At 45.4% G+C, this 23,086-nt stretch carries 14 protein-coding genes and 1 pseudogene; 5 read left to right on the top strand and 10 right to left on the bottom strand.

Features of this window, described 5'->3' with window-relative positions; genetic code table 11:
• A complete protein-coding gene (tssC, locus tag PXH59_RS15960) occupies positions 1–1,479 on the bottom strand; it encodes a type VI secretion system contractile sheath large subunit (protein WP_047770555.1) in 1,479 nt (492 codons plus the stop codon).
• Positions 1,480–1,499: 20 nt separating this feature from the next.
• Positions 1,500–1,997: a type VI secretion system contractile sheath small subunit gene (tssB, locus tag PXH59_RS15955; RefSeq protein ID WP_047770553.1), complete on the bottom strand. Its 498-nt coding sequence runs from the start codon at positions 1,995–1,997 to the stop codon at positions 1,500–1,502.
• Positions 1,998–2,914: 917 nt separating this feature from the next.
• Here tssB and PXH59_RS15950 point away from each other — a divergent pair.
• The 5 genes from PXH59_RS15950 to PXH59_RS15930 all read left to right on the top strand — a co-directional run bounded on the left by PXH59_RS15950 (position 2,915) and on the right by PXH59_RS15930 (position 11,689).
• Positions 2,915–3,433 (top strand): Hcp family type VI secretion system effector, encoded by a 519-nt coding sequence (locus PXH59_RS15950; RefSeq protein WP_047770551.1) that lies wholly within the window; start codon positions 2,915–2,917, stop codon positions 3,431–3,433.
• Positions 3,434–4,059: 626 nt separating this feature from the next.
• Positions 4,060–5,730, top strand: a complete 1,671-nt coding sequence (locus tag PXH59_RS15945) for a ShlB/FhaC/HecB family hemolysin secretion/activation protein (protein WP_285809114.1) — start codon at positions 4,060–4,062, stop codon at positions 5,728–5,730.
• Between the two features lie 110 nt (positions 5,731–5,840).
• On the top strand, positions 5,841–10,286 hold the full coding sequence (locus tag PXH59_RS15940) for a hemagglutinin repeat-containing protein (protein WP_285809113.1): 4,446 nt from the start codon (positions 5,841–5,843) through the stop codon (positions 10,284–10,286).
• 141 nt (positions 10,287–10,427) lie between these two features.
• Positions 10,428–11,405 (top strand): inner membrane protein YhjD, encoded by a 978-nt coding sequence (gene yhjD / locus PXH59_RS15935; protein ID WP_285809112.1) that lies wholly within the window; start codon positions 10,428–10,430, stop codon positions 11,403–11,405.
• Between the two features lie 77 nt (positions 11,406–11,482).
• Entirely contained in the window at positions 11,483–11,689 is a 207-nt protein-coding gene (locus tag PXH59_RS15930; RefSeq protein WP_285809111.1) for a 2-hydroxymuconate tautomerase family protein, read from the top strand.
• Positions 11,690–11,763: 74 nt separating this feature from the next.
• Here PXH59_RS15930 and PXH59_RS15925 read toward each other — a convergent pair whose 3' ends face one another.
• The 8 genes and pseudogenes from PXH59_RS15925 to dppA all read right to left on the bottom strand — a co-directional run bounded on the left by PXH59_RS15925 (position 11,764) and on the right by dppA (position 22,427).
• A complete protein-coding gene (locus tag PXH59_RS15925; protein WP_285809110.1) occupies positions 11,764–13,905 on the bottom strand; it encodes a phosphocholine-specific phospholipase C in 2,142 nt (713 codons plus the stop codon).
• Between the two features lie 298 nt (positions 13,906–14,203).
• Positions 14,204–15,674 (bottom strand): annotated as a pseudogene (locus PXH59_RS20130) (insulinase family protein).
• Between the two features lie 107 nt (positions 15,675–15,781).
• Positions 15,782–16,489, bottom strand: coding sequence for a HAMP domain-containing protein (locus PXH59_RS15910; RefSeq protein ID WP_285809107.1), 708 nt, complete (start codon positions 16,487–16,489; stop codon positions 15,782–15,784).
• Positions 16,490–16,735: 246 nt separating this feature from the next.
• Positions 16,736–17,752 (bottom strand): dipeptide ABC transporter ATP-binding subunit DppF, encoded by a 1,017-nt coding sequence (gene dppF, locus PXH59_RS15905; protein WP_047770533.1) that lies wholly within the window; start codon positions 17,750–17,752, stop codon positions 16,736–16,738.
• On the bottom strand, positions 17,749–18,729 hold the full coding sequence (dppD, locus tag PXH59_RS15900) for a dipeptide ABC transporter ATP-binding protein (protein ID WP_047770531.1): 981 nt from the start codon (positions 18,727–18,729) through the stop codon (positions 17,749–17,751). Before dppD ends, dppF begins: the two co-directional genes overlap by 4 nt.
• A gap of 12 nt (positions 18,730–18,741) precedes the next feature.
• A complete protein-coding gene (gene dppC, locus PXH59_RS15895) occupies positions 18,742–19,644 on the bottom strand; it encodes a dipeptide ABC transporter permease DppC (protein WP_285811806.1) in 903 nt (300 codons plus the stop codon).
• Positions 19,645–19,653: 9 nt separating this feature from the next.
• Positions 19,654–20,673 (bottom strand): dipeptide ABC transporter permease DppB, encoded by a 1,020-nt coding sequence (gene dppB, locus PXH59_RS15890; protein WP_285809106.1) that lies wholly within the window; start codon positions 20,671–20,673, stop codon positions 19,654–19,656.
• A gap of 143 nt (positions 20,674–20,816) precedes the next feature.
• Positions 20,817–22,427 carry a dipeptide ABC transporter periplasmic-binding protein DppA gene (gene dppA / locus PXH59_RS15885; protein ID WP_285809105.1) on the bottom strand — a complete coding sequence of 537 codons (1,611 nt, stop codon included), beginning with the start codon at positions 22,425–22,427 and terminating at the stop codon, positions 20,817–20,819.
• Between the last annotated feature and the right edge of the window lie 659 nt (positions 22,428–23,086).

Genomic DNA, 23,086 nt, shown 5'->3' with positions numbered 1-23,086 from the left:
TTATTCCTTATCCAAACGTCCAACCAGAGACAGTTCGAAACTTGCACCCATGTATTTGAAGTGCGGGCGAACTTGCATCGCCACCTGATACCAGCCTGGATCGCCTTCAACATCCAGTACCTTAATCTCAGCGGCACGCAGAGGACGACGGCTACGAACGTCAGTGGGTGGATTTTCCTGATCAGCAATGTACTGTTTCAGCCACATGTTCAGTTCACGTTCCAGATCCTGACGCTCTTTCCAGGAGCCGATCTGTTCGCGCTGCAACACTTTGATGTAGTGAGCCAGACGGTTGATGATGAACATATATGGAAGCTGGGTGCCCAACTTGTAGTTGGTTTCGGCGTTCTTCCCTTCACGGGTATTGGGGAACACTTTGGGTTTCTGAACCGAGTTTGCCGAGAAGAATGCGGCATTATCGCTACCCTTACGCATGGTCAGGGTAATGAAGCCTTCTTCTGCCAGTTCGAATTCACGGCGGTCAGTGACTAAAACTTCTGTTGGGATCTTCGCCTGAATCTGACCCATTGCTTCATACAGGTGAACTGGCAGGTCGCTGACTGCACCACCGCTTTGTGGACCAATGATGTTTGGACACCAGCGGTATTTAGCAAAGCTGTCAGTCAGGCAGCTAGCCAACAAGTACGCAGTATTGCCCCACAAGAAATGTTCGTGCTCACGGCTGACATTTTCCTGATAGTTGAAGTTCTTGATTGGGTTTTCAACACTGGAATAAGGCAGACGCAGCAAGAAACGAGGTGCGGTCAGGCCTAAGTAACGTGAATCTTCTGACTCACGCAGCGCACGCCATTTAGTATGTGAAGGGCCTTCGAAGACGGATTTCAGATCTTTGATGGCAGGCAGCTCAGTAAAGCTGTTAACACCAAAGAATTCCGGTGAAACGGAAGACAAGAATGGTGCATGAGCCATCGCACCAACCGAACTGACATACTGCATCAGTTTAATATCAGGCGTGGTGTTGTTGAACGCGTAGTTACCGATGACGGAAGCAACAGGTTCCCCCCCAAACTGGCCGTAACCTGAGGCATAAACGTGCTTATAGAAGCCAGACTGAATAATTTCAGGAGAGAATTCAAAATCTTCCAGCAATTCATCTTTAGTGGCATGAAGGATGTTGATTTTGATGTTTTCACGGAAATCTGTGCGATCCACCAAAATTTTCAGTGAACGCCAGGAAGATTCCAATTCCTGGAACGGCTTCGCGTGCATGATTTCATCCATCTGCTCACTTAGCTTTTTATCCAACTCAACGATCATCTTATCAACAAGCAGCTTGTTGATGGGTTCGTCGTTAGAGCCAGTATCCAGGATGCTACCGATAAACGCAGCAACACCTTGTTTAGCAATATAGTAGCCGTCATTTTCAGGAGTCATTCTCGCTTGAGACATAATTTCATCAAGCAAGGAAGTCGTTGCGCCAGAAGCAATAGCTGTGCTGTTTTCTTCGCGTTGAGCCATTTAAAAATTCCTTTAACCAGTTATTTTTTATTGACGATTTCAAGTTCTTTCAGGAGTTGCTCACGAACGGATTCATCATCCAGTAGTGACTGCAAACGAGCACGAAATGCTGGGATATTTCCCAATGGACCTTTTAATGCAACTAATGCCTCACGAAGTTCGAGAAGTTTATTTAATTCAGGCACTTTCTTCGCGACATTATCTGGCGAAAAATCATTCAGCGATTTTATTTCCAGATTAACCGGCAGATCTTCTTCGCTTTTTTCATCGAGACGATTAGGAACGTTAAAAGTTAGGTTGATGTTCGCTTCATTCATTACGGCATTAAAGTTGTTCTTATTGATAGAAACTGTCTGCCGCTCTTCAATTGGCGTATCTTCGCTTTTTCCTTTCAAGTCACCAACAACCAGAAGATTTAGAGGTAATTCAACTTCTGCGGTCTGGTCACCATTATTAGGAACATACTTAATATTAATTCTTTCTTTCGGCGCTACGCTACCTGGACTATTCTTACTCATATTTGAATCCTTTGGCTAATACAACCATGAACTGTCTAACAACCCATTATTGGTGAGAGAATGATTCCAATGTTCACCCATATAATAAATACAGAAAATCTTCCTAAAAAATAGGCTAAAGAAGACAACTATATTTGCAGGCACGAATAGTTTTATATCAACATATAGTTAAATAATCAGATATACCCTATCCAATCGTGGAAATAACATCGATACGAAAATCGTCAAGTTCGAGTTTGACATTTTATTTTTTTGATGTAAAGCCTAAACACAAATTGATAAAGACCTCTATTCAAGCCTTTAATCTTCCTATCAAAATCCATAGCAAGTTATAAACATTTTTTTGCGCTCAAAATAGAGGAAAGTTTGGTTTTACTCTCTGTAAGAGTACGTAACCCCACTACCTATTATTTGCGTTAAAAGAAATATTTTTCATCTTCACCTGAATAAAATATAACCTTACAGACCGTTATCAATAATCATCATCAATATCATTTTGTATTTTATCCTGATTAATTATGCGCCATAACAATCCAGGTTATTTCCATTTTTTTGATCTAGTTAACACTTTTCAAATGATCATAAAAAACATTTAAACAAAAAAATAAAAAACATTAAATATCAAAATGTTAAGAAAACAAAAAAGTCATAGATCATTTTTAAACCAGTTGAATGAGCTTATTGTTTATAAAAAATCAGCTATAAATTTTATAACGGCAATAATTATAAAATTATTATTTGTCATTGAATTAGCGTGCATGTTGCATTTTTCAAATGACTTTGCATCAGGCAATTTCAGCTTTATTATTCGCCCCGAGTGTTTGGTAAGCGATAATTTCATTTTATTAACAGATGGAATAATCACGCAAGAAATGAACACTTACACTAATATTGGTAACTTTTTATAGGATATTCATATGCCAACTCCATGTTATATTTCCATCCATGGTAAAACTCAGGGTCATATTACCGCTGGTTCATTCACTGCTGAATCCGTAGGTAATATCTTTGTTCAGGGTCACGAAGACGAAATGCTGGTTCAAGAATTTGACCACATCGTCACTGTCCCCACTGATCCACAGTCAGGACAACCTTCTGGCCAGCGTGCGCATAAGCCATTCCGCTTTACCGTTGCATTGAATAAATCAGTTCCTCTGCTGTACAACGCACTGGCTTCTGGCGAAATGCTGCCTACTGTAGAATTGAAATGGTATCGTACTTCAATCGAAGGTAAACAAGAGCATTTCTTTACGACAAAACTGGAAGATGCAACTATCGTTGATATCGATTGCAAAATGCCACACTGCCAGGATCCGGCTAAATCAGAATTCACGCAATTAGTTCGTGTATCTCTTTCTTATCGTAAGATTACTTGGGAACACACTACTGCGGGTACTTCTGGTGCTGACGACTGGCGCGCACCGGTTGTTGCTTAATATCTTATTCATTAAATATTAAGTCATAATTTTTCAGCCAATGAATATTATTCATTGGCTGAATCATTCTAACATCTCAAAATTCCCGCTAATTTACTTTAATTCCTGTTTTTCTATTTTATATTTGTTTTTCTGCTTTTTTTTTCGCTGTCAGATTTTCATATAGTAATTATTTTCACAATAAATAAAGATAGATGAATTTATAGTTACATGCATGATTGATTTTACGCCAAGCAATCTGACTAAAAAACCGCTGTTCTTAATGTCTTACATTTCCGCCACTTCAATACCTTTCATCAACATTCCATAAGTAAAACTTGCAAATAAAAAGCTGAAAATACAGAAAAAGCCCCTAATTCAATCTCATTATTCTGCTGAGCATTGATTAAGCCAAATTAAATTTCACTTAACTCTTCACATTGAGTTAATACATAACTAAAATGAATTATCATAAATCACTAATGTAAATTTATAACTGGAAATTATAATTCCTGACAAAACACATTTGTTAATCAGAACAACATAAAAGATTTTCTATGCTCTAATGCTTAATTAATAAACCAGGATGTTTAAACCTAACCCAACACGATACATTTCCCATCAACTATTGTCATTTGGGTATTCCCATGATTAAAAGGACGACAATCTTCATCTTATTATGTACTGCATTTCAGGGGAGCGCATCACCTGATACGCCTAATCCCGCTTTTCCTACAGATGAAGCAAGAAGAACCTTACAAGATAGTTCTCGAGAAATAGACCAATTAATTGAAGAACGCCGTCATCAAGGATTGATTAATCGCACCGATAACGTTTCACCACAAACTGTCTCACCCGTCGTAGTCGAAGCACCGCCATGTTTGGCGGTTAATGGGGTTTATCTTCAGGGCATTACCTTACTCTCTCTAGGGGATCTGAATACCCTCAGTGCCCTGCCCGATAGCTGTATCACCCGCAATGACATCAACACGCTGTCAGCGGAAATCACCAACCTTTATATTGCTAAAGGTTACATTACGGCGCGGGTACAGTTCATTCCCCCCAACGCAAATGGCGAGCTGGGGATCAATGTTGTTGAAGGTTTTGTCGAGGCGATAGAAGGTGCTGACCGTTGGGTCAATAGCCAAACACTCTTCCCACGTTTGGTAAATAAACCACTCAACCTGAATCAACTTGATCAAGGGCTGGATCAGGCAAATCGTTTGCAGTCAAACAAAACCACTCTCGATATTCTACCGGGTACAGTTAATGGGGGTTCTGTCGTCAGGCTACATAATCGGCACGCTTCTCCGTGGAGAATAACCACCACAACCGATAATTATGGACAGAAAAGCACAGGAAAATGGATCACGCGACTCAATGCCAATGTTGATAGCCCATTAGGGTTATCTGACTTTGTTAGCCTCAGCGGCGCCAGTACCATAGATAAACCCGATACCCAATATAATCGCGCCTATACTCTGCTCTATTCACTCCCCTATGGAGCCGTAACATTGAGTGGATTCAACAGTTATTCCCAATACACCAGTCATCCTCGTTTAAAGATACATTCGACTAAATTGTACGGGAATTCAACGCAAACGGGCATTCGTGCCGATTGGGTTTTTCATCGTAACCAGTCGCAGATTAGTACATTAAACACCCAGTTAGTTTATAAGAATTACACCAACCATTTCCAAGAAGCCAGGCTCACCGTCAGTAGCCAGACATTGAGTGTCCTCGAACTGGGTATTCACCATTTACAAATTATCCCTTCAGGCCTGCTCTCTCTCAATATGAGTATTGAGCGGGGAATGCCGTGGTTTGGTGCCCAAACCACGACAGCCAACCTGAATAAGCAGTTTACCAAAGGTAAATTATCGGCAAATTTGCAACAGCGTTTCACACTCCTGGATGTGCCTTACCAATTCAGCAGCCAATTTTATGCTCAATACAGCAAAGATGGGCTACCCGGTGTTGAGTGGCTCAATGTGACCGACCGGAATGCGGTGCGAGGATTCAGCAAAAATGTGTCATCGGCTGATAATGGCTGGTATTTAAGAAATACATTTTCTCACTCAATCCCCATTGCCAAAGGCTCACTTTTGTTGCGTACCGGCGTGGATATCGGCCAGGTTAAAGGCTATCGCAGCCAAGACAGCTGGAAAAGCAGTGCCGGATTAAGTGCAGGTTTGACACTACGCTATCAGCAACTGTTTGCGGATGTTGAGTTCAACCGAGGCAAATTGCTTTCTCACCCAAATAGGCACACGGATGAACCTATGCAGCTGTTAACCCGCTTCTCTTACTCTTTTTAATTTTTTGAACCATTTGATTTTTTTAACCGCAGCCCGTTGTGGGAATGATCAGAACCATGATCCCCAGAGCGCTGCACATGGCAATAAAAAGAAGCAAATAAGGAAATTATATGAAAAGTAAAAAATTTAAACTGTCTCCCACGGGCAAGCTTGCCGCCTCTATGGCAATTATTCTGGCAACCTGTTCAGTCAGTTTTGCCCATGATATTACGCCCGGTGGCGATGCCGCCCACAGCCCGGATGTTATGCAAGCTGATACCGGTGCAACCGTGGTCAATATCGTTGCGCCTTCCGAATCAGGGTTATCACATAACCAATACCAGGATTTTAACGTCAATCAAACGGGGGCGGTGTTCAATAACTCTCTGGAGGATGGAACATCACAATTGGCAGGGGAATTATCTGCCAACAGTAACCTTAATGGACAAGTTGCCAGTGTGATCTTAAATGAGGTTATTAGCCGTAACCCTTCATTCTTGCTCGGCGAACAGGAAATATTTGGTATCGCCGCCGATTATGTCCTGGCAAACCCTAACGGTATCACTTGTGACGGCTGTGGTTTTATCAATACCAATCAGGCATCACTGGTTGTCGGTAATCCACTGGTGGAAAGTGGGATCTTGCAGGGCTTCAACACCTTTGATAACCAAAACGCCCTGAATATCAGAACCAATGGGTTATCCCATCATGACGTGCTGAATCTGATCGCACCTAAAATTGACATCAATGGTCAGGTGATCACCACAAAAAGTCTCAATATTACAACGGGGAATAACAAGATTTCGGCCGATGGTCGCATCCTGGATACCCAGCAAGCCAATATCAATGCACTTGACAGCTATTATTTGGGCAGTATGCGGGCAGGACGCATTCGTCTGCTGAATACCGCAGAAGGAAGCGGCGTCAATTTAAAGGGTCAGGTAACCGCCAATGATGGGATTGAAGTTGAATCCTACGGTGATGTGAAGTTGGAAGCGGCGGAGCTAAAAGGCGGGGATATCACCTTGAGCGGCAAGAATGTGCTGTCTCAGGGTCGCCTGAATCAATTTTCATCAGACAAAACAGGCAGCAACAATCACGATAGCACTTTTAGTGGCATTTATACCGAACAAAAGCAAATCAGTGAATCTGTTGCCCGTACCCAACTGGCAGGCAAGAACATCACGCTGGTGGCCAGACAAAACAATCACGTGATGGCAACCGATATTGAAGGGGATAATATCAAACTGACTGGTGCCAACCTGAAACTGGATGGGCAACAGCTTCACCAACTTGACCGTAACACGAACAATCAACGGGAGTGGGGCTGGCAGTACGATGTCACCAATGAAAGTGAAAAATATCAGCACGAAGGCAATACCGTTAACGCGCGTGAAAATATCCAGTTGACCGCCAGTGAAGGCGATGCCGAAGTTCTTGGCAGTAAGATCAAAGCGGGCAACCAGTTGTCCGTATCCGCCCAGAAAAATGTGAAGCTGGCGGGTTTAGTGGAATCAGAAATGACCTTAGAGAAGGGATACAAAAAGAACCATCGGGCATCATTGCAAACGGGTAATTGGAATGAGGTCAATTCCACCCAAAGAAGCACCGGCAATGAATTAAGCGCAGGCGGAGACTTAGGGATTAAGGCGAAAGGCAATGTTGACATTATCGGAACCCAGATTAACTCAGGCAAAAACCTGCTTATTTCTGCGGATCAGCAAACTCACATTACTGTCCAATCCCTCGTTGATGATCAGATCCTTGCCAAGGATAAAACCTATTGGGGCGGGATTGCCGGTGGCAGCAAAAAAGATAACCGCGATAAATCAGAAACCCATCATATTTCCGAAGTGACGGCTGACGGGCACTTGCTGCTGACAGGTACAAAGGGTGTCACCATTACGGGCAGTAAAGTCAAAGCGCAAAAAGGCGCTTATGTTCAAGCCAATGAAGGGTCGTTAATTATCGATAATGCGGTCAGCTATATTTCTCAAGAGGTGGATGAAAGAAAGGGAACAATCTTCAACATCACCAAAAATACGAATCAGGAACACAACAAACAGCAAAAATCTTCCGGCAGTCAATTGATTTCCGATGTCGATCTGAAATTACTCAGTAATAAAGACATCAATGTCATTGGCAGTCTGGCAAAAAGTGCCGGCAAACTGCAACTGAATACGTCAGGCAATATCAATATCCTGAATTATGGTGAGAAGAATCAATATCAACAGGAAAAAAACCACCTTGACTGGCAGTACTACGCCAAGGAGATGAAAGATAACCAATATCGTGCGGGTGTGGGTTTTGAACACACCACCGATAAACAGAAAGATGAAAGTACAACTCAACGCCCATCAGAACTGAATGGTGGCAGCCTTAGCGTAAATGCGAGCAACAATGTCACTGTAACTGGCTCTAAATTGGTCACAACCTACGGTGATGCGAAAATTAGCGGCAATAACATTGCATTGCTGGCTGGCGAAAACAGCACATCAACCTCAACCTCACAAGAAAAACTGAGCAGCAGTGTATTTGTCACTGGCGGTATGGACAAACTCGGTAGTGGTGTTGAAGGAACTTACAACAGCAACGGAAAATCTGACAGCCGGACAACGGCAGAAGTCACCAAAACCCAGGTGACGGGCAACCTTGAGCTGAATGCGATGGGTGAGTTGAAGCAACAGGGCACGGATCATCAAGTGCAAGGTTCTTATCAGGCTAATGCCGGCAGCATTAAAAATGTGGCAACGGCCAATACCGCATCCAGCTCAACCCATCAATTACAGGCAGGCGGCGAGATTAGCGGGACTGCCGATTACAGTGCAACCACTCGACCTGTAGAAAAAACAGCCAGGGCGGCCGCAGATAAGAAACTGGATGCTTCCATCACGAAAACGGGTTTGCCTAATGCCGGTATTGAACTGACCATGAATGGCAACAGTCGTTACACCAATAACCATCAGTCCAATGCGGTAGTCACGACTATCAAGGCGGATGATGTCAACGTCACAACGAACGGTGATATCTATGACCAGGGTACGCAATACCAGGCCAATAAAGGGGGTGTCTCGCTGACGGCCGGCAGCCATACCAGTGAAGCCGCAACCAACAGTCAACGCTCCCATACCGCTGACACAACTGGCAATGCCAGCCTGCGTGTCTACACCACAACCGGTGCAGATATCTCCGTCAATGGCAAAGGCAGTGGCAGTTATCAGGAAACATCGAACAGCACTACCCGTGCAGTAACCAGCGGCATCAACACCCAAAATGGCGTTAATGTTCAGGTGACCAGAGATGCACGCTACCAGGGCACGTCAATCAATGCCGGTGAAGGTTCAGCCAATGTTAAAGCGGGTGGCAATATTCAGTTCAATCAGGCCACCAACCGTAATGAGAAACAAGGTCATGGTTACAATGGGGAAATTTCCCTGACCGTGGGAACCAACCCGGATGGCAAGAATTTCAGTGGGAGCCTCGGTGGCGGTTATAACACCGCCAATCAGAACAACACTACCGCCCAAACCAGCAATATCACGGGTGGACAAGGGGTAAATCTGAATGCAGGCAATAATCTGACATTACAAGGTGCCAACGTTTCCGCCAAACAGGTAGATTTAACCGCACAGCGTGGGAAAATCGAACTGATCTCGGCTCAGGATACGGCGAGCGCCGAGGGTTGGCATGTCGGTGCTAAAGCTAAAGGCGGCATGTCTTCTACCGCCCGCAAAGAAGGAGGTGATGGCGCAGCAGGCCATGCTTCAACAACAAACGATCCGGCCAACAGAATTTTCGACAATAAATATAATATGGGTGGTGAACTGAAATTGGGTGTCAATAACCTGACGCAAACCACACACCATAACGCACAGGTTTCCGGCGGCAATGTTAACCTGACCAGTGCGGGTGATACTTCACTTAAAGGGGCGAATGTGGATGCTGATCAGGTAACGGGCAACGTCGGTGGCAATTTCAATGTCGAAAGCCGCAAAGACAGCATCCATAGCCTGAATGTGGGTCTGGATGCGGGCGTGGGTTATAGCAAAACCGTCAAAGGGGATGCCGCTTCTAAACAGGCTGTTCCTACCACAGACGTCTTGTCAGAAAACATAACAAAGGCCGTAACTGAAACTGCGGCTACCGGTGACGCTAAAACCGGGGATAAAGCCCCAAGTTTAACAGATCAATTGAAAGCCACATTCAAGGGCTTCAATGGCAAACTCAAAGGCAACTACGATTCTCTCGATCGGGAAACTGTAGGTAAGCAAACAGCATTGACCGGTACTCAAGGGGTTAATCTGGATGTCTCTGGAACAACCTCTTTAATGGGCAGCAAAATTGACAGTGCACAAGGTGCTGTCTCGCTGAACACGCCACAAATTAATCAACAATCTGTCGCCGGATACGATAAGGGCAAAAACTTAGGTATTAATGTACCTGATTCCCTCACCAGTCTGGCAACCTCTGCACAAAAAGATATTTTCTCCGGTAAAGTGCCTTTTGTGAAAAATGAGGGCCACGATACTGAACTGCCCACTATCCACAGTGAAGTTAAGGGTCGTCAGTTAGATTAATCATGATGACTAACGATTGATCCTCTTGTGCGGTAGCCAATATACGGCTACCGTATTTCTTCATATTCCCCAACCTGTTGCCTTTTCCATTTTGCCTGTTACTCTTTTTTTTGCAGACATATTTTTTCGTCAGGGGATGTAATGCCAGATAACCATGAAAACAGGGAGCAACGCAATACAGGGAAGCGTTTCACACCGTTAGAGAAAGGGCTATATGGCAGTAAAAAAGCACTTTCCGTAACCATCCGTATTGGCAATGTCATCCGCCGTATTCCTTTTATCGCCCACTTTATTAGGGCGGCACAACGTTTTAACGACCGTATGGGGAGCCAATTCGGGGCTGCCATCACCTATTTTTCGTTTCTATCCTTAATCCCAATTCTGATGCTCTCTTTTGCCGTCGCAGGTTTTGTGCTGGCTTCCAACCCTGACTTGCTGACACGTTTGATTAATGGCATCGCCAATAGCATCAGTGATCCCACGCTCGCCAACACCCTGAAAAACAGCGTAGACACGGCGATTAACCAAAGAACAACGGTGGGATTGACGGGTTTGGCGATTGCACTTTATTCAGGGATGAACTGGGTTGGTAATTTACGTGAGGCAATACTCGCCCAATCCAGAGATGTCTGGGAACGTCATCATGAAGATAAAGAGAAAATTTACTTTCAATATATCCGCGACTTTTTCTCTTTATTCGGTCTGCTGTTTGCATTGGTTATCACCCTTTCGCTGACTTCCATAGCAGGCTCTGCCCAGGCGACTATCGTCCACGCCCTCGGACTGGAAGGCATCGAATGGCTCCGGCCGGCATGGACATCAATTGGCATGACCATTTCCATTTCAGCCAATTATTTATTATTCCTGTGGATATTGTGGATCTTGCCGCGTCATCGCCCTGAAAGGACAGCGCTGTTTAAAGGCACACTAATGGCCGCCATTGGATTTGAAGTGATTAAATATATTATGACTATGATGCTGCCACGCCTTGCCAGCTCCCCTTCGGGTGCCGCTTTTGGTTCGGTGATTGGCTTAATGGCATTCTTCTATTTTTTCGCTCGTCTGACACTGTTTTGTGCCGCCTGGATCGCCACAGCGGAAGAGAAGAAAGCCAAGTAAACATCCACATATTAAGTAAGACTGTTTTTTTGGCTGTACCCACGTGTCTATAACAACCTCAAAAAGGAGTTATTTTTATGCCATTTGTGAACATCAAAATTACCCGTGAAAGCGTCACCACTGAACAGAAAAAACAACTGATTGAAGGAGCCACCCAATTGCTGGTGGATGTACTTGGGAAAAATCCGGCAACAACTGTTGTGATCATCGATGAAGTAGAAACAGATAACTGGGGCATTGGGGGTAAAAACGTCACGGAGTTACGGGCTGCCGCGAAGAAATAAGTTAATGGTTTCAGAAACCATTAACTATTTAAATCAGGGCGGTTTAAACCGCCCTGTTATTCGACGCAGTAGCCTTATTCTTTTCCCATCAACGGATCGCTGATACTGTGCTCACCGTTTTCCAGTCTGCCAGCCAGGCGGCGGTGCCATCCTTTCGGTCCCACCAGTGAAATATCGTACCAGCCACCATGGATGCGGGTGTCAAAAGACTGGCTGTGACAGCTTCCCGCAGGCATGTTAATGCACCACGGTCCCTGTAATGTATAAGGACAGCGGTTTATGATGATCTCCACCGTTTTGTCACCCGGATTGTTCAGTTCCAGTTGCAGGCAAGTATCATTCATGATTTGACTCACTTCTGGCTCCCGCTGTGTCAGTGAACCGCTCAATGCACGGTGAAAACCATTGGGTCCTAACAACCAGAGATCATAGTTATCTGCCGTCTGCCAGTCATCACTGAGCGACTTTCCCGCCTCAACGGTGTAACGCCGAGGGATCTCATCCAGATGTAGTTTATCGTAAACATGGAATACCACACCCTGTTCACCCATGTTGTGAAAGCTCAGTGTCAGTAAACCTTTGGCAGGGTAAGCCGAGGCTTCAACATTAAGTCGGTAAGGTAATGCGCGGGAAGGACGAGCCAGCCGCCATTGATACGGCAAGTGCTGGTTTTCAACCTCCGGTAACGGCACAGGCGATAACGCTTCCTGATCCCAACGCAGGTTGTCTGCTATCTGTCGTGTAATGGCAGGCAAGCAGGGTACTTCATTGTTGGGATTAACAAAGTTGAACGCGGAAGTGAGGTCACCGCACACTGCACGCCGCCAGGCACTGATATTCGGCTCACGTACCCGAAAGCGTTTTTCCAAAAACTGTAGGACTGAGGTGTGATCGAATACCTGTGAGTTAACCCAACCACCACGACTCCAGGGTGACAGGATCAGCATCGGTACTCTCGGCCCGGGACCATAAATGCGCCCGTCTGGTGGTGGCTGCTGCGATCCCTCTGGGGCTACGTGTTGGAAGATTTCAGTGTCGAAAGGTAGCGTGGATTTGCCGGCGAAACTACCATCTTCCCGTAGCGACGGTGCGGAGGGTGAAGGCATGTGGTCAAAAAAACCATCATTCTCATCGAAATTCACCAACAATACCGTTTTGCTCCACACCTGTGGGTCATCTGTCAGCGCATTGATGATTTCCTGAACGAACCAGCCACCCTGCACAGGGCAGGACGGCCCTGGATGCTCACTATAGGCCTGCGGTGCGACGATCCAGCTTACCTGCGGCAATCTGCCCTTCTTCACCTCGGTGCGAAATCCAGCCAGTATCGTCTCCAAATCATCACCACTGGCAGCCGGCAGAGTATTGCCATTGCCCTTGTACAGTGGAACCCTCTCGTTCAGTTCATCACTGTAAGGTACAAAGTCGTGGAAACCTTCCGGTGGCTGTGCCGGATTACCCGCCTCGACACTGGCAGCACGGTACTGGCGGAAACCGGCCAGCGGGTTATCACCGAAGTTGTCCGGCAGGTATTGATAAATTTTCCAGCTAATGCCGCTCTCCTCCAATCTTTCTGGATAGGTTTTCCACGTATACCCTTCTTCTGGCGGGCCAGGCGCGTCCCACTCATTGATCACTGCGGCGACGTTAGCCGCACTAGGACCGTTGGTGCCGGTCCAGAGGAACAGACGATTGGGATCAGTGCCGGCATGGATCGAACAGTGGTATGCGTCACACAAGGTGAAGGCGTTGGCCAAAGCAAACTGGTATGGCAATTCAGCCTGACGGTAATAGCCCATTGAGTTTGCCGTCTTATAGGTTGGCCAGGCACTCATACGGCCATTGTCCCAGGCGGAGTGTTCATCATCCCAGGAATGAGGCGTCCCCCCAACTCTCTGTGCATTGCCACATCGACTGTCCAGATAATATGGCAAGATCAGCCGCCCATTCCCCTGCTGTTGCCAGATATTGCGGCCACCGGGGAGTGGAATGGTGATACGGTCACTGAAGCCACGTACACCAGACAAGGTGCCAAAATAATGGTCGAAGGCACGGTTTTCCTGCATCAGGATCACGACATGCTCCACGTCGTCAATAGTACCGGTACGGTTGTTGGCTGGTATGACCAGCGCCTTGAGAATCGAGTCAGGCAGCAATGAACACGCTGATCCGGCGGCGGCAGCTTTTAATCTTTCTCTGTGTGAAAAGTTTGGCATAATTCATTCCTGAGATGTCTATTGGAAAGAGCCTCGAGAGTAATAGCCAAATATTGCAGGAAAATGAAGCCAAGGAAATCGAACTAGTCGGATATACGCGAATATCTCAAAGCTCTGAGTGAAAATCGGGTTACGGCAGCATGGCATCAGTAAAAAATGTCCGTAACAAGATGAAATTCCAAACCTTATCAGTAGATAAACTGATATTAATATAATAGTTTCTAATAGAAACTATTAATCATGATAGCGCTGTTCACATTTAGACTCAACACCAGTTTGCTCTTTTATTAGTCACTATCTATTTCCCCTCCTTCACCCTTTCAGGCTCTTTCGGTTTCTCCGGCAATGGACCGGGGCGCATAATCTGATTAAAGCTATTTTTAATCTGATTCACATCCATCGTCGCTTCACCTTTTGGTTGCACCAGAATAAAAGAGATTTCCTGGGACAGCATCTCTTTCAGCCTCTTATTCAAAATTTGGGGTGTCAGAGAGGATAAAAACGCCTGCCTTAACCGCTGGAATTGTTCAGGGGCGATATCTATCACATTATTTTGCTGTGACAACAGACGTTGATTAATCAAAACATCGGTATCAGTGCGGGCATACATGGCAAATAACTGCTGGAGCTGACTTTTTTTCTGCGCATAAAGCTCATCAAATTGTTCCTGTGGCAAGCCATGTTCCCGCAATGTTGATAGCTGGGAAGCCAGATAAAGCGTAGATTTCATCAGCTTGTCCGCAGAAGAATCCAGATTTAGTGAGCAGTTTGCCCGCTGGTATAGCACCCGGCAATCCAAGCCTAATTTCATGTCATCCTGCTTATCCTTAAGCCCCGATTGCAGGTAACGGTAAAGCGCTTCACGCGTCAGGTCATTTAACCAGTACTGAATCAGGGTTTCCGAATTGTTAATCGGCAACCAGTTCAGGTTCCAGATTAACGATAAGCGATCTTGTTCGGCCTTATCACTCACTACGCCAATCGTTGCTGCTCTCAGTGGCAGCAAGGTAGAAACAGGAGCCGGTATCTGCCGTTTCCCCGCCAATGAGGCAAAGGTCCGGTTAATCCGCTCTGACAGTAATCGGTTGTCAACATGCCCTGCGATATACAGCGTTATCGCATCCGGCGTGTACCATTGATGATAAAAATTTTCGACTTTTTTTTACATCGACAGGCACTGATATGGACATACCGGGATCATGGTCGATAAGTGTCGAACCTTGCAGACGCATACGCCACACAGGATCCTGAATATCAGATGGGAACGTCGTCACAAGATGTTCATCCCCTTTTATGGCCTGTGCCAGTGTCTCCGGTGTAAATACCGCACCACCAGCAATATCGGATAACCATATCAATGCATCCTGCAATAGATCGGGACGATTATTTGGCAGGCTCAGACTGTAAAGGGTGAAATCATAGGAAACAATGGCAGGCGGAAAGAGATTTTTAGTATCTATCGCATTGTGCCATAGGTTTTCCAGTTTCTGCGATGATAAATCTTTGCTGCTGGATAAGACGATTTTCGGAATCAGGGAGGTATAGCCCCGTTGTTGGGTTTTTTCAGACAGTGAGCCAGTCTTTACCAATAACCGCAACTGTACTCTGTCATTAGGCCGCTGTGGTGTTTGCAGGATTTGCCAGCTAAATCCATTTTCAAGTTTGCCTTGTTGCCAGGCTGGATCTGGTTGCAAGGTCTCAGCCTGTGCCAAACAAGTTGTAACCAGAATCGCACCACCAATAAGATATCCGATTTTATTGCTCAGCATGTTCACTTACCCCTACCTGTTTAATTTTATCCTGCGATAGCCTAAGACAATCATTCATCCCTGAATATTATCATCAAGGATTAGACTGTTATTCATCTTGTCAGGTTTCATTTTGATGGCGTTTTCTGCTTATTAACCTGACGATTATAGCCTTTCACCAACAACCCCAGCTCATCATCCTGATGGTTTTTCGGGCAAGGCATAGGCTCTGGTGCCTGTTCTTCATTCAGTTCCCGCGCAACATCACGCAACGGATGGATGACAATGCGATTTACGCACCAGCTTATCGACACCGTAAGAATAAGTGCGAGTAATAAATAAGTGGTCAACATTAATGCAAGTGTATTCAAGGCAAAACGATACACTCGATTGGAATCAACCTGTAAAATAAGGTGCCCCTGTGATTGCGCTATTTTTGGCGAAACACCATAAACATAGAGAGGAATATTAACCTCAACGGGAATGCCAAAAACCTGCTTTGCCAGTTCAGGTATGGGACGATGAGTGGCAAAATCCAGGCTCATTACCCGAACGTTATCAGGTAACATTACATCGGCCCGACCCAGAATGCCTGAGGTCTTTAATCCAATCAACAGCGTTTTCGCTTTATTGAGATCTGAACTCAACAAGGCTTCTGCCAAAGGAGTCTGGATCTGTACGGCCGCATTGTTAAGCTGACTGATATAGTCATCTTTCCGCTGCTGTAACAGATGAGACAACTGGATGGTGATGAAAATAGCAATGGTAACCAAAGTGACTCCTGTCACAGCGGCCATCTGTTTAATAGTTAACGAACGTTTGACACGCAATTTCATCTTATCCAAACCAACACTGAGATAATAATAGTGAAAACACTGACCAGCACATCTTAACAATGTGAGTGAGTATACTTGATCTTACTTGTGGTCGTCTTATTTTGATGAATACAACAGAGAAATGACCGGGATATAACGGTATCACTCAATAAAGCGCATAAAGTGATTGTATAAGTTTCTACTACTACTACTTCTTCTACTACAACCTACCACAATGCTTATACGTTATACCACGGTCAGATATGATCAGGTGGATGGGTTTTCATCCTGTTCGACCGCGAAACACGCGATCAGTTGTCCACCATATTGCTTTAACTTCGGCTGGAATTGGGTACATGGGTTAAATGCACGACGACAACGGGCAGCAAAAGCACACCCCGTCGGCGGATTCATCGGGCTTGGCAGTTCTCCTGTCAGCTTAATGCGTTCACGGCGCAGCTCAGGATTCAGACGAGGCGTCGCCGACAACAACGCCTGTGTATAAGGATGACGAGGCGTGTTGAAAATCATTTCCTTACTCCCTTTTTCAACACAGCGTCCCAAATACATCACCATCACTTCATCAGCAATATGTTCGACGACTGAAAGATCATGGGATATAAAGACGTAAGACAATCCCAACTCCTGTTGCAAATCCATCATCAGGTTCAGAACCTGCGCCCGCACTGAAACATCCAACGCTGAAACGGGTTCATCTGCAATGACCACATCTGGGTTTAACATTAATCCACGGGCAATGGCGATACGCTGACGCTGCCCTCCAGAAAACATATGGGGATAACGCGCATAATGTTCCGGTTTTAATCCTACTTTCTCCATCATCTGTAAGACTTTTTCCTTACGTTCATGCGCAGTAAGTGAAGTATTAATCAGCAACGGCTCTTCCAAAATCTGCCCTACTTTTTTACGGGGATTTAAGGAAGCATAGGGGTTTTGAAAGACAATCTGGATCTTCTGGCGACGAAGTTTTTCTGCTTCTTTATTTGGCACTAAGAGGTCTTGTCCCAGATAATAAAGTTCCCCCTCAGTCGGTTTTTCAATCATGGTCAACAAGCGGCCCAATGTGGATTTTCCACAGCCCGATTCGCCGACAACCGCCAACGTCTTGCCTTTTTCCAGTTCAAATGAGACACCATCCAACGCCTTGACCATACGCTCAGGCGAAAATAAGCCTGTTTTCACCGGATAATATTTTTTCAATTCAGTGGCTTGCAGTAAAGGTACTGTCGCCTTTTCTTGTTCCCTGTTTTGTTGAATGCTCATACTGTCGGCCTCCCCTCATCATCCAGTGGCATGTGACATTTAACCTGACGCTCTCCTACTGATTTCAGTGGCGGCTCCTCCTGGCGACAATGCGCATTGGCATAAGGACAACGCGGGTTGAGCAGACATCCCATTGGGCGATCATATTTTCCGGGAACAACACCGGACAACGATGCCAAACGGGATTTATCCACTGCAAATTCCGGCAATGCCCGCAATAATGCTTGTGTATAAGGATGGCGTGGCGCACGGAAGATTTCCGTTGCCTTGCCAATTTCTACCACCTGCCCGGCATACATCACAATAATATGGTGGGCGGCTTCCGACACCAGCGCCAAATCATGGGTGATCAAGAGTAATGCCATGTTTTCCCGCTGCTGCAATTCCAGCAACAACTCGATGATTTGTGCCTGAATGGTGACATCCAGTGCCGTCGTCGGCTCATCGGCAATCAAAAGCTTCGGGCGGCACGCGATAGCCATTGCGATCATCACACGCTGGCTCATTCCGCCAGATAATTGGTGCGGATAAACATCCAAACGAGAAACCGGATCGGGAATACCCACCAGGTTCAATAAGTCTATTGCCCGCTGATATCGCGTTTTCCGATTGCCGCCCTGATGGACTTTCAAGGCTTCCATTATCTGATAACCGACGGTGTAGCACGGATTCAAACTGGTCATGGGATCCTGGAAAATCATCGCCACTTCCGCCCCTACCAACTGCCGGCGCTCTTTTTCTGAAATTTTAGTCAGGTCACGGCCCGCGAATTCCAGTTTTTCGGCCATGACTTTGCCCGGATAATCAATCAGCCCCATAATCGCCAATGAACTGACCGACTTACCTGAGCCGGATTCTCCAACAATACCGACAACCTCTCCCTGCTCAACACGGTAGCTGATACGGTCAACGGCGCGGAATGGCGCATCTTCATCCCCAAAATGCACAGACAATTGGTCTACATTCAATAATGCCATTTCACAATCCCCCTACTGCTTGAGCTTGGGATCAAGTGCATCGCGCAACCCGTCCCCCATCAGGTTAAATGCCAGTACCGTCAACAGGATAGCCAGCCCCGGAAAGGTCACAACCCACCACGCACTCTGGGTAAATTGCAAAACATCGGCCAACATGGTTCCCCATTCTGGGGTTGGTGGCTGTGCTCCCATTCCCAAAAACCCCAAGGCCGCCATATCAAGAATAGCGTTCGAAAACCCTAATGACGCTTGCACAATCAGCGGTGCAAGGCAGTTTGGCAGGATATTGATGAACATCTGGCGTATGGCTCCCGCACCCGCCACTTGGGAAGCCATCACATAATCGCGGTTAACTTCCACCAGTACCGCCGCTCTTGTTAAGCGGATATAGTGAGGCAGGGCGACAAAAGTGAGTGCCAGGGACGCATTGACAATTGATGGACCAAAGATCGCCACCAGCACCAATGCCAGCAGCAGGCTTGGCAAGGCCAACATAATGTCGACGATACGCATGATCATGGTATCTACCACACCGCCGAAATATCCGGCCAATAATCCCAGAATGATGCCCATGATGAGTGACATCACTACCACCAGACAGCCCACCAATAATGAAAGACGTGCCCCATACATCAGGCGGGACAGAATATCGCGCCCAACATCATCGGTGCCGAGAATAAATTGCCAGCTTCCGCCTTCCTGCCATACCGGAGGCACTAGCAAGGAATCACGAAACTGTTCTGCCGGACCATGCGGCGCTAATATCCCCGCCAATAACGCAACCAGCAGCATCAGGATAATATAGACAAGGCCAATCACTGCGCCTTTGTTACGTTTAAAGTAGTGCCAGAATTCCTGTATCTGCGTCATTAATTTCGGCGCATCTGATACGACAAGCTCGGTTGTTTGAGTCATCATGTGCTCCTATTTCTTATGACGAATGCGCGGATTGACGATGCCGTACAACAAATCAACCACCAGATTGACCAGAATAATCATGGTTGCCACCAACAATACTCCGCCCTGTACCACCGGATAGTCACGACGTTGCAGGGCATCAATCAGCCAACGCCCTAATCCTGGCCATGAAAAAATGGTTTCGGTCAGAATGGCACCCGCCAACATGATGCCCACTTGCAGGCCAATCACCGTGACGACAGGTAACAACGCATTACGCAGCGCATGGACAACAATGACACGAATTCGGCTCAACCCTTTTGCCCTGGCAGTGCGAATATAATCTTCGCCCAGCACTTCCAGCATGGAAGAACGCGTCATGCGCACGATGACGGCTAACGGGATCGTTCCCAGCACAATGGCTGGCAGGATCATGTGCATGACAGCATCAGTGAAATCCCCTTCCTCGCCCCAAATCAGCGTATCGATCAACATAAATCCCGTCAGGGGATTGCTGTCATCAAGAAACACACTATCACTGATTCGGCCAGAAACAGGGGTTAAGTTCCAGTGAACGGAAACCAGCATGATCAGCATGATCCCCCACCAGAAAATGGGCATGGAGTAGCCTGTCAATGACAAACCTATCGCGGTGTGATCAAAGACAGAACCCCGTTTGACAGCTGCCAATACCCCGACCGGAATACCGACAGAGATGGCAAATAACATGGCACAGATACCCAATTCGAAAGTCGCTTTAAAACGCGGGACAAACTCATCCCACACCGGAATGCGGCTTTTTAACGAGATCCCCAAATCGCCATGCAATACGCCATTGATGTAATGAAGATATTGCTCCCAGAGAGGCTTATCCAGCCCCATTTCAGCCAGTAATTGGGCATGACGCTCAGCAGAAATACCTCGCTCTCCCGCCATAATCAGCACGGGATCACCCGGTATCATGTGCACAAATGCGAAAGTCAGCAGCGTAATACCAATAAACGTCGGGATCACTAATCCCAGACGTCGGAGGATAAATTGCAGCATATCCTGAGTTCCCTTTTTAAATACCAGTGCGGTTCTTCGGACCGCTTGGTGTCTACAGAGTTGACTTGCCCATCAAAGAAGCGAAACCATCCCCCCAGAAAAATCTGAGGGGATGGTTAATCACAACAGCTCAACCGCAAGAATTATTTGAGATCAACGTTATAGAAATGATGTTTACTGAAAGGATCGACCACATAACCTTTCACTTCTTTACGAATCGGCTCGTAAACCGTAGAGTGGGCAATAATCAATGCCGGTACTTGTTCGTGCATAACAACCTGCGCTTGTTTGTAAAGTTCAGTACGCTTGTTGATATCAGCAGTTTCACGCGCGGGTTGGATAACATCCTCAAATGGCTTGTAACACCATTTAGAATAGTTGGAGCCTTTTTCTTTGGCGGCACAGCTAAACAAAGTGCCAAAGAAGTTATCAGGGTCACCATTGTCCCCTGTCCATCCCATCATGACTGTTTTCGGTTCACCATCTTTGGCTCGTTTCAGGTATTCCCCCCATTCATAACTGACAATTTTGGCTTTAACGCCAATTTTCGCCCAGTCAGCCTGAATGATTTCCGCCATGCGACGAGCATTCGGGTTATACGGGCGCTGTACCGGCATGGCCCACAAATCAGTTTCAAAACCATTCGGGAAACCCGCTTCTTTCAATAGCGCTTTAGCCTTAGCAGGGTCATACGCATAGTCTTTAATATCATCGTTATAACTCCATATCGTCGGTGGGATTAGATTTTTCGCTTTCTGTCCCGCTCCCTGATAAACCGCATCAATGATGGCATCTTTATTGACCGCCATCGCCAGCGCCTGACGGACTTTTTGATTATCCATCGGCGGCTTAGTGACATTAAAGGAGAGATAACCGACATTCAGCCCCGCCTGTTCTTTCAAAACAATGTCTTTATCTTGTTTCATGCGGGCGATATCAGCCGGATTTGGATATGGCATTACCTGACATTCGTTTTTCTGTAATTTTGCATAACGAATAGACGCATCAGGGGTAATAGAGAAAACTAAACGGTCAATTTTTGCTGGCCCTTTCCAATAATCTTTAAATGCCTTATAGAGAATTCGGGAGTCTTTTTGATATTGCACCAATTGGAATGGGCCTGTACCAATCGGGTTAAGGTCAACCTTTTCAGGTGTTCCAGCCTTCATCATGACATCGGCATACTCTTGAGACAGAATTGAGGCAAAATCCATACCGATATCAGCCAAGAAAGGGGCTTCTGGACGAGATAACACAAAACGAACCGTGTAATCATCGACTTTTTCTACTTTACTGATGATGTTGCCCAGATCCATACCAATAAAGTATTCATAACTCCCCCCTGACACTTTATTATATGGATGGTTTTCATCCTTCTGGCGCATGAAAGTAAAAATCACATCATCAGCATTAAAATCACGTGTTGGCTTGAAGTCCTTACTGCTGTGCCACTTCACGCCCTTACGCAAATAGAAAGTATAAGTTTTTCCATCCTCACTCACCTCCCAGCGTTCAGCAAGACTGGGGATGATCTCTGTTGTACCTAACTTAAAATCCACTAAACGGTTATAGAGTTGTACAGAGCTAGCATCATAAGTTGTGCCAGAAGTGAATAGTTGTGGATTGAAACCTTCAGGAGAACCTTCAGAGCAGTACACCAACGTTTTGGCCTGAATACTGGCGGTAACAACCAGTGCGACAAGACCGACACCCAGTTTTAACAAACCAGACGGTTTCTTCTTGGAAATTGTCATTACTTGAACCCCGTTTGTGATGTTTATGATGTTTAACTTGTTTTATTATTTTTCGCTTATCAATTAATCAATTGTTATGCCTGACGTCAACATCATCAAACACAACACTAGAAACACAAGAAAAACACAAAAGAAAAGAATTATTAACAATCATGGTTAAAAAACATGACGGAAAGCACATGGAATAGACAAATAAACCAAAAATTAAGCGAATGTAAAGAATTAATCTCTGGTGATGATAATTTTGAATTTGCGACCAAATGCTTAAATAATAGGCAATGTGGCTTATAAAAAGGTGGGGATATATGAGATGAAATCTGATCCGATCAGGAGAATTGATTTAAATATAAATAGTTAAAGTAAGGCAGAGAGATGTTCACCTATTACGGATTGCTGAGAAAATAATCTTTGATCTTTTGGAATGCGTAACATACAATTTTTAAACATTTTACTTAAGGGGCATCAAAATGATTTGGTTATTTTTTACGATAATCATTCCATCTATAATTGCATTTTTTGCATTTAGTTATTGTGCCAATGATAATAATCACATTAAGAGCAAAAAAAAGTCAATGTGATTGCATAGTTAACTCATTGTCAGCTTTGGTAATTATTTAAATGTTTCATTTTTGAAGCTAGAGCTAGGTGATTATGAATTT

It is taken from the genome of Xenorhabdus bakwenae (assembly GCF_030272115.1).
Lineage (GTDB): Bacteria > Pseudomonadota > Gammaproteobacteria > Enterobacterales > Enterobacteriaceae > Xenorhabdus > Xenorhabdus bakwenae.
This window is presented reverse-complemented; position numbering and strand designations above follow the sequence as displayed.

Bases quoted from the DNA above. Each gene is read 5' to 3' on its own strand.
- tssB (WP_047770553.1), bottom strand. From the start codon at position 1,997: ATGAGTAAGAATAGTCCAGGTAGCGTAGCGCCGAAAGAAAGAATTAAT.
- tssC (WP_047770555.1), bottom strand. From the start codon at position 1,479: ATGGCTCAACGCGAAGAAAACAGCACAGCTATTGCTTCTGGCGCAACG.
- PXH59_RS15910 (WP_285809107.1), bottom strand. From the start codon at position 16,489: ATGAAATTGCGTGTCAAACGTTCGTTAACTATTAAACAGATGGCCGCT.
- yhjD (WP_285809112.1), top strand. From the start codon at position 10,428: ATGCCAGATAACCATGAAAACAGGGAGCAACGCAATACAGGGAAGCGT.
- dppA (WP_285809105.1), bottom strand. From the start codon at position 22,427: ATGACAATTTCCAAGAAGAAACCGTCTGGTTTGTTAAAACTGGGTGTC.
- dppB (WP_285809106.1), bottom strand. From the start codon at position 20,673: ATGCTGCAATTTATCCTCCGACGTCTGGGATTAGTGATCCCGACGTTT.
- PXH59_RS15940 (WP_285809113.1), top strand. From the start codon at position 5,841: ATGAAAAGTAAAAAATTTAAACTGTCTCCCACGGGCAAGCTTGCCGCC.
- dppF (WP_047770533.1), bottom strand. From the start codon at position 17,752: ATGAGCATTCAACAAAACAGGGAACAAGAAAAGGCGACAGTACCTTTA.
- PXH59_RS15930 (WP_285809111.1), top strand. From the start codon at position 11,483: ATGCCATTTGTGAACATCAAAATTACCCGTGAAAGCGTCACCACTGAA.
- dppD (WP_047770531.1), bottom strand. From the start codon at position 18,729: ATGGCATTATTGAATGTAGACCAATTGTCTGTGCATTTTGGGGATGAA.
- PXH59_RS15925 (WP_285809110.1), bottom strand. From the start codon at position 13,905: ATGCCAAACTTTTCACACAGAGAAAGATTAAAAGCTGCCGCCGCCGGA.
- PXH59_RS15945 (WP_285809114.1), top strand. From the start codon at position 4,060: ATGATTAAAAGGACGACAATCTTCATCTTATTATGTACTGCATTTCAG.
- dppC (WP_285811806.1), bottom strand. From the start codon at position 19,644: ATGACTCAAACAACCGAGCTTGTCGTATCAGATGCGCCGAAATTAATG.
- PXH59_RS15950 (WP_047770551.1), top strand. From the start codon at position 2,915: ATGCCAACTCCATGTTATATTTCCATCCATGGTAAAACTCAGGGTCAT.